The 12,577-nt window shown below is 43.1% G+C and carries 11 protein-coding genes and 1 pseudogene; 5 read left to right on the forward strand and 7 right to left on the reverse strand.

The features are described 5' to 3' along the window. The first annotated feature begins 16 nt into the window (after nucleotides 1-16). From G563_RS0122025 to G563_RS0122045, 5 genes are all read left to right on the forward strand, one after another. Nucleotides 17-520, forward strand: a complete 504-nt coding sequence (locus G563_RS0122025; protein ID WP_157585545.1) for a hypothetical protein — start codon at nucleotides 17-19, stop codon at nucleotides 518-520. Nucleotides 521-759: 239 nt separating this feature from the next. Then, nucleotides 760-2,229 (forward strand): DUF3421 domain-containing protein, encoded by a 1,470-nt coding sequence (locus G563_RS0122030; RefSeq protein WP_169579798.1) that lies wholly within the window; start codon nucleotides 760-762, stop codon nucleotides 2,227-2,229. Nucleotides 2,230-2,250: 21 nt separating this feature from the next. Further along, nucleotides 2,251-2,784 carry a hypothetical protein gene (locus tag G563_RS0122035; RefSeq protein WP_157585547.1) on the forward strand — a complete coding sequence of 178 codons (534 nt, stop codon included), beginning with the start codon at nucleotides 2,251-2,253 and terminating at the stop codon, nucleotides 2,782-2,784. Nucleotides 2,785-3,068: 284 nt separating this feature from the next. Continuing rightward, complete coding sequence (locus G563_RS0122040; RefSeq protein ID WP_028667219.1) at nucleotides 3,069-3,947, forward strand: hypothetical protein; 879 nt, start codon at nucleotides 3,069-3,071, stop codon at nucleotides 3,945-3,947. Nucleotides 3,948-4,016: 69 nt separating this feature from the next. Then, a complete protein-coding gene (locus tag G563_RS0122045) occupies nucleotides 4,017-5,222 on the forward strand; it encodes a hypothetical protein (RefSeq protein ID WP_157585549.1) in 1,206 nt (401 codons plus the stop codon). A 4-nt stretch (nucleotides 5,223-5,226) separates the two neighbouring features. Here G563_RS0122045 and G563_RS0122050 read toward each other — a convergent pair whose 3' ends face one another. The 7 genes and pseudogenes from G563_RS0122050 to G563_RS0122075 all read right to left on the reverse strand — a co-directional run bounded on the left by G563_RS0122050 (nucleotide 5,227) and on the right by G563_RS0122075 (nucleotide 12,503). Further along, a complete protein-coding gene (locus tag G563_RS0122050) occupies nucleotides 5,227-5,997 on the reverse strand; it encodes a 3-ketoacyl-ACP reductase (protein WP_028667221.1) in 771 nt (256 codons plus the stop codon). A gap of 19 nt (nucleotides 5,998-6,016) precedes the next feature. Then, nucleotides 6,017-6,376, reverse strand: coding sequence for a helix-turn-helix domain-containing protein (locus G563_RS0122055; RefSeq protein ID WP_028667222.1), 360 nt, complete (start codon nucleotides 6,374-6,376; stop codon nucleotides 6,017-6,019). After that, nucleotides 6,364-6,609, reverse strand: a pseudogene (locus tag G563_RS39255) (type II toxin-antitoxin system HigB family toxin); the annotation flags it as partial. The pseudogene G563_RS39255 and the gene G563_RS0122055, both read right to left, overlap by 13 nt. 143 nt (nucleotides 6,610-6,752) lie before the next feature. Beyond that, nucleotides 6,753-8,198 (reverse strand): oxidoreductase, encoded by a 1,446-nt coding sequence (locus G563_RS0122060; RefSeq protein ID WP_028667223.1) that lies wholly within the window; start codon nucleotides 8,196-8,198, stop codon nucleotides 6,753-6,755. Between the two features lie 83 nt (nucleotides 8,199-8,281). Continuing rightward, the gene (locus tag G563_RS0122065; RefSeq protein ID WP_028667224.1) at nucleotides 8,282-9,682 is read right to left on the reverse strand and encodes a glycoside hydrolase family 88 protein; all 1,401 of its coding nucleotides are present in this window, start codon (nucleotides 9,680-9,682) and stop codon (nucleotides 8,282-8,284) included. 137 nt (nucleotides 9,683-9,819) lie between these two features. Next, complete coding sequence (locus G563_RS0122070; RefSeq protein WP_037327804.1) at nucleotides 9,820-11,085, reverse strand: polysaccharide pyruvyl transferase family protein; 1,266 nt, start codon at nucleotides 11,083-11,085, stop codon at nucleotides 9,820-9,822. An 83-nt stretch (nucleotides 11,086-11,168) separates the two neighbouring features. After that, nucleotides 11,169-12,503 (reverse strand): polysaccharide pyruvyl transferase family protein, encoded by a 1,335-nt coding sequence (locus G563_RS0122075; RefSeq protein WP_028667226.1) that lies wholly within the window; start codon nucleotides 12,501-12,503, stop codon nucleotides 11,169-11,171. Nucleotides 12,504-12,577: the final 74 nt, after the last annotated feature.

Below are 12,577 nucleotides of genomic sequence, written 5' to 3' on the forward strand. Positions count from 1 at the left end.
ATTTCCCAAAATTGTTATGATGAAACCCTTACAAAAATTCACGCCTGTTTTTAAAGAATGCGGAAACAAAGCTGCCCTGATTAGCCTTGCAAGTGTCCAAAAACCCATTTCTGACAACCGTAAAACACGTCTTTTTTTTTACAACAATAGCGAATACGACCCCGCATCCAATCAAGCTACTTGGCAGCCGCTATCCAAACATCTGGCCCAATATCTGCCGCCGGGCCAAGTACGCTTTAGTTTTCACTTCATAAATGAAGGCTGTCATAGGGTCATTTTTAAAGTAAGAAGAGTACAAGAACATCATAATTTTGCGACTCAACTGTGGTTTGAAATTGTGGGACAAGGACAGGTAGCGCACACTGAAGAAAAATCCCACCCCAACTATAGTTTGCTCATTGTGGAATTGGGATATATAGAGTCAACAACGGATATGTGGGAGTTGTGTCTTCACATCAACCTTATGCATTCTGATAGTGTGTTTGTTTTTCAGGAAGCTTATTTACAGCGCTTATCTTAGTAGCAGGCTTTCTTTAAAAAGCACTACCGTTGGATAGGATTGTATTGATTTTATAAGAACTAGCCCTAAAATTTGTAATAGTTAATTCGGACATCAAAAACGGCTTTGCTCAACGCCAGAGTATTTTTCACCTCCCAAAGCCGCAAAACTTAGTAAGACATTTTTCGCAACAGTGGGCTTTACCCGCTGGCTTGGACTCTTTTTGCTAAACCCAAATAAACACAATTTCAACAATGGCTATGGTACGTTTTAAAGTCACCTTGTTTTTTATTCAAATATTGTTGCTTGCGCTGAAGTTTGATAGCCAAGCCCAACGCCTAGGACAACCTTACATAGTCATTACTATCAAAACAGGTGGCGACGACCTACGGGGAGGACAATCAGCAACGGCTGATATTTATTTCAAAAATCGCCAACCTTGGAAAAACATTGATTTGAATGAAGGACAAGGCTGGGGCAATTTCTCGACCCATACCTACCAAGATTCTTTTGACGGGATTTTGCCAAGCGACTTTAGATCGCTGACTATTAAACACAACGGCAGCCCTACGCAAGCATTTCAGGATTATGACAACTGGAATATCGACCAGATCAAGGTAGAAATAATAATGCCCAACAGAGAACCTAAGCGTACGGTATTGCTCGATATAAGGGCTCAACCCGTGGTGCGCTTTACGGGCGATTACCGACAAAGAAGCTGGAACTTCTTACAAGTCAACGACCCCGTTGATCCGGCGGCTAACACTTCTACAAACCCTTCGTCTACTTCTTCAGTAAATCGCTCTAGTAATGTTCCTGTCATGAATGACTATAAAATGTGGTTTGTAGTAAAAAATGGACAAATACCACCTAATGCCTTACAAGCAGGTTATGAAGCAGACGGAACGCCTCTGTACATTGCCCGTTCTCCTTTCGATGGTAGTATCGTGATTGGCAAAGTCAGAGCCAATGCAAGAGAAGCATTTATTCCCTATGGCGGTCTCGAAATTGTCCAGAATACATTCAGCGTATATACTGGCACGGGAACTTGGACATTGGTTAGGGCAGGGCAAAGTGTGCCACCCAATGCCATTGTAGCAGGCCAAGAAGCCAATGGTGCTCCTCTCTACATTGCCCGTGCCAATATGGGTGGAGGGCTCCACATCGGAAAAAGTCGAGGGCGTGATGCTTTTATTCCTTTTGATGGCAAAGAAGTGGTGGTGTCTTCGTTTGAAGTGCTAGTACCTGCACCTCTCAAAGCCTCCGACAAAATACGGGTAGTTCGGTGGATTTCGCCAGTCACTGGAGATTTTGAATCTATGCCCGAAGGACGCCACACCGACCAACAGTTAATGGGTTGGGGTTTTAAGAGCAAAATGTATCAATTTTCGGGCTTACGCAATCGTCCCAATGATCCCAATGCCATCGCCGTTTATCGCTGGACTATGCCCAATTGTAGTGCTTCTATCATGTTTGGAGAGCATGAGTTTACTGATAATCAATTGTTAAGTTGGGGATACAAAGACAAAGAGTTTCAGTTTTATGCCTACCGCCGCCCGCCCAATGATGGCCTTTCTTATGTGCCTGTTTATCGTTGGATCAATGCCAAACCCCAAGGTGACCCCTGTCGCGATTTTACGCTTACGGTAGCGAGTACCGAGCTTACCGATGAGCAGCTTCGTAGCTGGGGCTATTCAGACAAACGATTGCAGTATTATGTTTTTAGGTAAACTTTAAACCCTTTTAATGAAATGTCAATGTCAATGTCATCTCAAGATAGAGAAGTGCTAGCACTAATCAATCATTATTTAGAACAAGCTCGCAGAAATTCTGCTGCTGGTAGAAGTGCGGCTGATATAATAAACGACGCCTATGGAAATATAGTCAGGGACAGAAACCAACCTGGAGCCACCAACGACATCATTACTGCGGCTGATCACTATTTTGTAAGTAGAAATATGGTAGGTTCTGGGAATTTCAGACGCTCAATGAGGGAGACTTACGGGATAGATATTCCTATTTCAGATATCGATGAAGCGGGTATGGCTGCCACTCTGGTATTAGGATATGATGCTGTTAAAACCCTCGCTAGAGCTATTGATGATACTAGTCATTATTACTTTAATTCAATCCCTTTTTTTGAGCCTTTAATGAGATCAAATCCTGATACTCCCACATCGATCCCTACTAATTTAGCATTGCGATGGTCTGCTATAGGTATAAGGCACGGAAGGTTAGACCATCAAAGTCCCAATAGGCCTATTAATAATTTACGCCCTTGGTAAATAACTACCAACAGAAACCCTAAAATTAGGGGATTTGAAATGGCAAACTCGTTATTTTTTGATAAACAACGGAACGCTTTATTCTACTTACTTACACATTCAATATCAATTATTTAACAAAAAACACATTTACTCATACCATTAAATAGCCCAAGAATTGGCTAAAAATAGTAGCATCTCATAACCATATCTAATTCTAAAGCAATAGATTTTTATTTCTTAAAATCCTGATTATCAAACTAGAACAAGTCTATTTACTAGAGTATCGTAATTTATGACTCATTATGCAAACTCATATCGCAGGCAGAAAATATGACTCGTCCCTCACAATTCAAGGGCATACAGCACAACTAACGCTTGAAATGAACATTCAGTTTGTAGCTATCGATGGCAATAGCTCTGTGCCTGGAAGATTACGTATTATACAAACTCCCGAATGGACTTTTGAAGGCATCACTCAAAATGGAGAATTGAGAGATAGACATGGGGTTTTTCCTTTATGTCAATGGAATCATTCTAGCGAATTTGTACCATTGCAACAAAAATTATTGAATGCTATAGAAACCGCTTGGGACAACCAGTATTGGTTAAATCCTGCCAGAGGATGGTATAGAAACGAAGCATTGAATTATGATGAGGCGTTACCAGTACTTTGTCGAGTTAAAGTCAAGGACGTTTCTGCAAACCCTCATTTCACTGCTTATTGTATTAAACCTGATCCCTCTCGAGAGCATTCCGCTAATTTCCGTTCGTATGTAAGCAATCGGGGGCATTGGGGAGTTTTTACTATTCATGATGCCCAAACACTTGAATTTCCCTTTCCCTCAGAAGGCTCAACCCCCACTGACGACAATAAAGATGGCATATATGATAGAGATGTACCTTTTGCCTATCGCCAAGTAACTGTAGCCCACGAATTTTCTCATATGATTGGATTACATCATGTTAACGGACAAGGAAATGAAAGTTGGCGGTATGGTGTAAATGACTCACAAAGAAGACAAATATCTGGTATGGGCATGGAAATCCTACCCCATCATATGAGACCATGGAGTAACCGTTTAAATCAACACATTGCTCCCAAACGTACGCGTTGGGAGTTTAGTCATCATCCACAAAGGTACTTTTGGCAGAGAGGCCATTTAAGAATATGGGGAGCTTAATTCTTCCCCTCAGAAATTCATTAAAAATCACTAACTTACCTTAAAATTCACTCATGTAGTCGATACATTATGAAAGTTTTCCACATAATCTGTGTATGGTTGGGGATAAGTGCCTCGCTTTGGGCCCAGACCGTCAGTTTTGCAGATTATAAAGAACGCGCCGATAACTGTTTTGCCAAGGCTGATTACGATTGTGCCCGCAGCAACTATGACCGAGCACTACGTATTAGGGGCAATGATAAGCACTGTTTGAGCCAATTAAGGAAAATTGAAGACATCGAAGACCGAAAGAAAAAAGAGAAAAGTAGAACCAAACAACAACAACAAGCAGAACAAGAGCTGCTGCTGAAAGAAAAAGAAGCCGAAAAAAAACGAATTGCGGAACAAAATAGGCTCGAACAAGAAAAAATTAACAAAGAAAAAGCGCTTAAAGAGCAGCAAGCCCAAGCGTTAGAAGCTTTGAAATTAAGCTTTTTAAAGACCAATTTCCCCCAATCTACCGACGACGACAAAGACGGTGTACCTTCGTTTTGTGATTTTTGCCCGGTCCAAAAAGGTGAAATTCAGTATTGGGGTTGCCTTACGCCTATTGTACCCAATAGTCCTTGGCATCAATACGCCAACGGAAAAATACCGCCAGAATCGGTAGAACTTGGCAAAACACCCGAAGGAAAAAAAAGATACCTAGTCCGGGCAGGCACAACTCATTTGGGATACATTGATGAGGACCAAAAACAGGCTATCATCGGCCCTAGCAATATCTTTATCAATGTGTATGATGTATTGGAAGGAAAACATTTCAAGTGGGTAAAACCTTCGGCAGATTGGTACATTTCGGGCAAGGTCGTTGCCCGTTCAGAAATATCGACCCACAATTTTGTCGCAAGATTTGTATCAAAAAACAAGCTCGCTGTAGGCGTCGCCAATCCTTCCAATACCGCAGCACTTTTTTTTGATGACACTCAGAACTTCCAAGATACAAAGTATGAAATCCTTATCGACGAAGCGGTTCCTGTTGGCTTTTTTTATCTAAAAACCGACAAAAGTGTCAATCCTTCGGCCATTGCGCTCTCAATCAGTGCAATCACTACTTCCTCCAAAGCGTTGGAGATAAAAACCGGCACCGTCGAAATCTTCGCCGAAGGCATTGATAAAAAGAAAAAAAGGATTTCTACCCCCAAAATCAGTTTGAATATAGAAGCTCAAAAACGCTACTATTATGTACTCGAAAAACGCTCCGAAGAAGAGTGGATTTTGAAAGAAGAAACCCGCTAAATCGCTACAAGCGTGCCAGCGTCAAACCACCGTCAATGACAAAAACCTGCCCTGTCGAATACGGAAAAGCTCCTTCGGCAATCGCCGCCACAGCCTTTCCGATGTCGTCAGGGTAGCCCCAGCGAGCTTGTACCGTAAGTCCTTCGGCAATGAGTTTGTCATATTTGGCGGTGACGCCTGAGGTCATATCGGTCTTGATGATGCCCGGCCTTACTTCATAGACAGGGATGTTGAATTCACCCAGCCGCGCCGCAAAGAGTTGGGTCATCATTCCCAAGCCAGCCTTAGCCACGCAGTATTCACCCCGATTGACCGAAGCTACGGTAGCCGAAACCGACGAAATAGTGATAATCGATCCTTCAAAATCAGGGGTTTCGTGTTTTTGTTCTACCATCCAATTGGCCACTGCTTGGGTCAAAAAGTAGGTTCCTTTGAGATTGGTATTGAGTACTTCATCAAAACTCTCTTCGGTAGCTTCCAAAATATCATTGCGGACTTTGGGGGCAATACCAGCATTATTGACCAATACGTTGAGCCAACCAAAGTGCTCTTTTATTTTTGCCAACATGGCAGTCCGTGCCGATGCCGAAGCAATGTCACCTTGGCAATAAATCACCTCCGCCCCTAGCGCACGCAAAGCCATCAGTACTTCTTCTACGGCCGATTCTTCTCGCACGCCATTGATGGCCAAGTCAAAACCTTTAGAAGCTAAATGTTGGGCGATACCAAGTCCAATCCCTCGGCTACCGCCCGTTACGAATGCAATTTTTTTCATTAGAAACATATGCTCTTACTCAATAAGCAAGTAAAATGTGAGCAGGAATTCCCAACTCATTGTGTAAGAACTTTAAGAAATTAAGGCTCATTTGTTTTTTTCCATTCATAATTTCCGAAATCGTGCTTTTGCTCATCCCAGCCCGCTTAGCCAACCCCGTTTGAGATAACCCTTGCTCTTCCATTTCGTACTTTAAAGCTTCTAATGGCGATAATATTTCAATCTTATGATGTTTTTGTTCATATTCATGTATCAACAAAGACAACACTTCTAATAAGTCCCCTTCTGGAGTCGAAGGTTTAGCATGAAAAATTTTTGATAATCTTTCCAAGGCAAGTTCGTATTCTTGCTCTGTCTTGATAGGTCTTATGGTTTCCATGAGTTAAAATCAACAGTTTTGGCATCAATTCCATCATAGGCAGCATGAGTACCAATAAATTTCACAAAACACAGTTGAAATTCGTAGTTGAATGCTGCTATCAAACGATATTTATTCTTTGCGATATTAAATACAATTCGTTCGTTACCTACATAATCAGCGCCCTTAAAACTCGCGATGATTTCTTGAGGTGTTTTAAAGGTAGCCCCTTCAATTTTCCCATACCAATGCCTTAAGTTAGGTTCAGAATCAGGATACTTTACCCAAAACTACTTTAATGTCTTTAAAGCATGTATTCTCATAACAAAAACAAATCAAAAGTTCGAATAAAGCGAACTGCCACACTACAACGATACATCCATTTTCTTTGGCAAATTTACATACTGTCTTTTATGGCTTTCAACGCTTCTGCTTCGGGGCGTTTTTTGTAGAAAGTATCCAGCGGATAACAACCCGAAATCAGTCCATTTCGAGGTGCAGATGTACAATCGGAGAAGGTTCTACAAATCAGATTGCGAGTAAGGGTGCGACCATTGATCATATCTTCGGGCATATTGGGATACGACAGTACCATGCGCCCAAATCCGATACTATCAGCCATGCCATTGCGCAATACATACTGCGCCACATTGGGGAGCCATTCTTGTAAATATGAATAACCCGAGCCGATGATTACTAATTCGGGAAACGCTTTTTTTAATTCATCCGTCACCGCAATATGCCTTTGAACACCCGCAAGTGGCTCTTCGGGCGGCTGATACCCATCCGAAGGCGGAAACAGCGCTGGACGAGTCAAGTGTGGATTGTAATAAGGACTACCCGCCGTGATACAAACAATCTGAATCCCAAGCGACTGCGCTAATGCTAAAAACGCCTTAGTCTCGGTCAAATCTATCCCAAGACCGTTTTGTTGCCCCCCAAAAGCATAAGGATATTGCTCTGCTTCCTCGGGTTGGCCAAGGTCGTTAGGACCTTTTTTGTAGGGTAAAAAATCAAAAGCACTCAACCGAATCCCCATCTCTAGCCCAGGGGCTTCTTTTTGAATACCCGCTACAATATTGCGCAGATAACGCGTACGGTTTTCAAAACTTCCGCCGTATTTGCCGGGTCTATCAATAGCACTCAAAAACTCATGCCCCAAATACCCATGACAATGCTTGACATCCACAAAATCATAGCCCGCTTTTTGAGCCAATACCGCTGCTTTGATGTATTTGTCGATGATATCGTCGATTTCTTCATCAGTCAATACAGGATAATCGGCTTCCATTCCAAATTTTTTGTTTAAAAATGGATGCGAATACAAGATTTTTGACTCAAATTTTTTGTGACTATTGGGTTTACAAAAACGCCCCGAATGGGTCAACTGCAAACCAACAACCAAGCCGTCGGTATTGCCAAATCTTTCGGTATGTTTGTCTAAAATCAACTGCCGAAGCTGTACAAACTCCTCAAAGTTTTCTTCATTTATGACCAACTGATTAGGGTTCGCTTTGCCTTCATGACAAACCGCTACGGCTTCACATCCATACAATAACTTAGCGCCACTGATGGCAAATTTCACCCAACGATTTTTGGTAAATTCGGTAGGTTTTCCATCCAATGTGCCGTCCCAGCCTTCCATTGGTAAAATACACAGGCTGTTACCAATGGTTTTACCAGATTTTAAAGAAATGGGTTTGGCAAAAGGGCTTTCCGCAGGAGCAAGCAGCGTCTCATCAAACGACAAATCTACCCCAGCCGTCTCTAAGTATTTTTGCAAATCAGACGCAGTTTTGAGTTGCGCCATTCGAGTATATTTGGGTTTGTATTTTGTACTCATTTGGAAGAGGTAAATAATTTTTTAGGATTTAGGTACTACTAAACTTGGCAAAGCGATTTTAGTAGCACCTTCATTAAGATTATTTATTTTACACAATTCAAAAAAGCATAATAAGGCTCATCTTGGATAATACGCTGAAGATACAACGCCGCCTCACGAATATGATAATCGCCCCACATACTGGATTCGCCATAGGGGATTTTACTACCTTCTGGTACATAATCCCAGCCATTGGGACGGTGATAAATCGAATGTAACAACAAACCTTGGTGCGTAGGTTCAGTGCTAAGGTAAGGTTCTTGCAGCAAGGTATGCATCACCGTCAAGCCCGCTTGCCAGTAGCGTTGTCCCGCTGCAACCTCACCTTTGTCAATTAGGTATTTGCCAAGTCTCAACAGTCCCTGCGCTCCAATCGCCGCCGCCGAACTGTCAACGGGTTCGTAATCATTGAAAGGGTCGGCGGGCGCATTGAGATAATCACCCAATTTGTGAAGATAAGGCGCGCCAGTATCCCAGTAAGGTACGCCGTCGATAGGTGTATGTTCGATAAAAAAATCGCAGGTAGCGCGTGCACCTTTGAGCATCATTGCTTCTATCGCTTCCCGACCACCAAGAGGTGTCAAATCGGCATCCGAAATTTGCGCCAACGCCTCTAACTGCTCAGGAAAACCACACATGGCCCATGCTAAACCACGTGTCCAAGTACTAAAACCTGTATAGCCTTGTTGAGAATTAGGACAACGAAAATTGCCATCTTTGACATTAAATACACTTTCGTGCGCGGTACGCCCCCAAATATCATAGGAGTCGCGGCCTTCGCCATAATACACCGAGAAATCAGCCGTAGCTTTGATGTGTTGTAAGGCGCGTTCTAATAGATTGATTTTGACATCGCCTTCGCCTTGAAAAACGTGGCCTAACTGATGACTCACCACCAACGCCCGACACGACCGAATGGTATCCACAAACAACGAATGAGGGCCGTTGAAAGAGTGAATAAAACCGCCATTGGAGCTACCATCGCGGTTTTTGATGCTCGTCCAGCGGCTTGCTTGTACTGCACCGGAGATTTTCAGAGCAAGCTCATAGAAGTTTTTTTCCCACTCATTAAACTCTATTTTGCCTTCATGCATCAGCCGAAGCAAGTTGCCATAGGTGCTGACGTTGTTGAAGCCGTGGTCGTGAACTCCAATATGACTTACGTGAGGAGCCATCACCGAAACCGTGTTTTTGCGCCCTATTTCCAAAAATTCTTTTTCTCCCGTCACATCATATTGCAAAATGGCTGAACCAAACTGAAACCCTTGGGTCCATTCGGTCCAGCCACGCGTCGAATATTGGCCTTTTATGGTAAAAACAGGAGAGCCTTTTGATACATCGTAGTGGTGCTCAATGGCATTTATTTTTTGAGCCGAAAGTTCCCAAAAACGTTGAAGCTTGGCGGCTAAATCGGCAGTAGTAATAGTAGAATTGATTCGAATCATTGACTCAATAATTGTGCTTTTATCAATGAAGAAAAACAAGCTCCAAAACTACCCTTTCTCACAAAGCTTATTTGTATAAATATCTCTTCAAAAATCTACTATTTGTAGTTCCACTCAACACAATGTAGAACAAATACCTAAACTTTCTGTCGAATCACCTCAAAGGCTTCGTCGTATTGTTTATCTACTTTTTTGATGGATTGTTTTACATTTTTAAGAGCCGCACTGTAATTGGCGTTGATTTCCATGAGGCGGTCGGTAATCTGCTTTCCTGTGGTTTCCTCAATTTCAAACGTCCAGTCTTTCAGGCCCAAATCATAGTACATTTGCCCCTTAATCGTGTCTTGTGGTTGGCGTAAATAAAAAGCAGGAGTACCATTGGCAGCGGCAATAATCGGAGAATGACATTCGTAGCTCAATACGGTGTGGGCATGGGCATACAGCGAAGCCGCTTCGTCAGGAAGCCAATAGCCGTGCTTTACCACAAATGGCTTGACGTCGTCGGGGAGTGGATTGACCAACAGTTCATCAATAATATCCACTTGGTAGGTCATTTCGGGACAAACTACGATTTTGTTACCCGTCTTGCGTACCCAAGCTATCATGGCTTCACGTACCTTGGCGTGGTCGATTTCTTTCCACTTGTCGTTGAGTTCGTTGACCTCCTTGATACGTTCTTCACTCCAGCCACTGGGCCTGATTTTGTAATAAGGCGTCACGCGAAGGCGCGGAATGACACAAATGAATTTGCGATGTTCCAATTTATTTTCCTGAATAAACTGATTGGCTTTTTGGTCATCATGGATTTCCAAAACAAAGGTAGCATCAGGAGCAAAAGCGATATGCGGCCCTTGTACGCCCGCTTCTTTTAGCTTTTGAATAGAGGCTGTTTCACGCGTAAAAACAAACGAGGCGTGTTGTAATAAGTCTTTTAAAGCAGGAGAAACATTTTGCGTAGTAACTCCAAAAATACCAAACGGTTTCTGGGTTTGCTTGTGCCAAGCCTGTAGATAATCGGTCGCAACAACCGAGGGGCCTGAGCCATGAAGGAAAAAATCGGCTTCTTGAAATGCTCGCTTTACTTCTTCTGTTTGGGGCAGAAACTCCTTATCTACTGCCCCGTGAATAATTTTTACGTCGGGATAGTATTTATTGAGCATGGTTTCCACCTTCTCACTTTTGCTTTTCTTCCACAGAATAATCTTCGATTTGGGAAGACGTTTTTTCAACAATCCAATCAACCCAGGCGTATGGGCAATATCGCCGATATTGACATCTTGCCAACCCGACGTAATAAGTAATACAGGGTCGCTTTTTTGGGTTGCTTGCGACAAAAAAGGAATCATCGCAGCTGCTGACAGCAGGCTACTTTGTTGTATGAATTGACGACGATTGAGGGGCATGAGATTGGTTTTTTATGTGGATAGTGACTTTTTTGGTCACAGAGTTTCACGAAGTATTTCTCTGAGTTACACAGAGTGAGTACTCAAGTCATCGCCAGTTTTTTCACCACAGACATGGTTTCTTTTTGGCGGTTGCGGACTACATCCATGGCTTTTTGAGCTTTGGCTTTGGCCGTTTTGTAATCTTTGTAAATCGCTAATACCGCACCTGTGATGTCGGCAGCAGGCGCTTGATCGATTTCAAAAAGCCATTCTGGTACGCCAATATCTCGAAACATCCACCCTTTACGACCGTGTTTGAGCGGGCGAGCATGAACCACGGGCACCCCCAACGCCAAGCCCATAATAAGCGAATGGGGCTCCATTCCAAACATCGTGTGCGCTCGGGCATACACCGACATGGCTTCGTCGGCACTCCAAAAGGTCTCGCGACATACCACTTTGGCCTTGATGTTTTCGTCCAATTGGTCGTAAAGCATCGTTTTGGCGTATTTAGTCTCTTTCAATGCCTCGGGTGCAATCAAAACTTTCATGCCCGTAGTCGTGACCCACTGACTGATTAAATCCTTCACTTTTCCCAGCCGTAGCGTATCTTGCTGCTGTTGCTCTGGTGTAGGGGCGGGGTTCATCATGTCGCCTTTCCCGGTAGTGTTGAGATGCGGCGTATTGGTACGCACTACCACGACCAAAAATTTCCCTTCTTCCAACCCTGCCTGACGAAGGTATGCGAGCCCTTTAGCTTCATCTCGTACATCAATGCCAAAACATCCGTCGGGTCCAAATTCGATGATTGGGGTTTTGAACTGATTGTCTTTCAGAAATTTAACCGACTCGGTATCACGACAATAGATAAAAGAAGCACGGCTCAGTACATCCCGAAAAAGTGATAACGCGGGCGGCGCAAACTTATCGAAAGACTGCCCGTAGAGTCCAAAAGGAATCTTGTTTTCGATGCAATAATAAAAGGGAGCAAGATTGGACATGACTCCAGTCCATTCATAATTGAACAGTCCATAGTTCATCGACATCCCCGAGTTATGAATGTAAACATCTGCTTGCTCAAAAGCCATTTTTAATTCTCCCTGTAAGCCTTCGTCTTGGTTGAAAAATGCCCCATGCACGATTTTAACTTTTGGAAAATTCTTGCTAACCAATGCCTCCGTAACGGGACGAGATTGGGCGTGCCATAGGATAATTTGCGCTTCGGGGATATGTCTTTCCAACAAACGTAAAGTACCCGGTGTGTGGCCAATGTCCCCAATGTTGTTGTCGTTCCACGAAGAGCGGAGTAGTATGGTGGGGGTTTTGGCTAATACGTTTGACATACTATTCGCATCCAATATTTCATCTGAAGACATCTGAAAAGTAGAAGCGGCAAGGGTAGAAAGTTTAAGAAATTCGCGACGGGTAGTTGGCATGGGACTAGTTCATTTTTTATCTTTTATGAAACGCTATCGAACGCTTCCGACGTTCAAAACAACCCTGCCGACGT

This window comes from Runella zeae DSM 19591 (assembly GCF_000423565.1).
GTDB classification, from domain to species: Bacteria; Bacteroidota; Bacteroidia; order Cytophagales; family Spirosomataceae; genus Runella; species Runella zeae.

Excerpts from the sequence above, each read along its gene's own strand:
- G563_RS0122050 (WP_028667221.1), bottom strand. The coding sequence starts at position 5,997 with ATGAAAAAAATTGCATTCGTAACGGGCGGTAGCCGAGGGATTGGACTT.
- G563_RS0122035 (WP_157585547.1), top strand. The coding sequence starts at position 2,251 with ATGTCAATGTCAATGTCATCTCAAGATAGAGAAGTGCTAGCACTAATC.
- G563_RS0122040 (WP_028667219.1), top strand. The coding sequence starts at position 3,069 with ATGCAAACTCATATCGCAGGCAGAAAATATGACTCGTCCCTCACAATT.
- G563_RS0122070 (WP_037327804.1), bottom strand. The coding sequence starts at position 11,085 with ATGCCCCTCAATCGTCGTCAATTCATACAACAAAGTAGCCTGCTGTCA.
- G563_RS0122030 (WP_169579798.1), top strand. The coding sequence starts at position 760 with ATGGTACGTTTTAAAGTCACCTTGTTTTTTATTCAAATATTGTTGCTT.
- G563_RS0122075 (WP_028667226.1), bottom strand. The coding sequence starts at position 12,503 with ATGCCAACTACCCGTCGCGAATTTCTTAAACTTTCTACCCTTGCCGCT.
- G563_RS0122025 (WP_157585545.1), top strand. The coding sequence starts at position 17 with ATGATGAAACCCTTACAAAAATTCACGCCTGTTTTTAAAGAATGCGGA.
- G563_RS0122045 (WP_157585549.1), top strand. The coding sequence starts at position 4,017 with ATGAAAGTTTTCCACATAATCTGTGTATGGTTGGGGATAAGTGCCTCG.
- G563_RS0122065 (WP_028667224.1), bottom strand. The coding sequence starts at position 9,682 with ATGATTCGAATCAATTCTACTATTACTACTGCCGATTTAGCCGCCAAG.
- G563_RS0122060 (WP_028667223.1), bottom strand. The coding sequence starts at position 8,198 with ATGAGTACAAAATACAAACCCAAATATACTCGAATGGCGCAACTCAAA.
- G563_RS0122055 (WP_028667222.1), bottom strand. The coding sequence starts at position 6,376 with ATGGAAACCATAAGACCTATCAAGACAGAGCAAGAATACGAACTTGCC.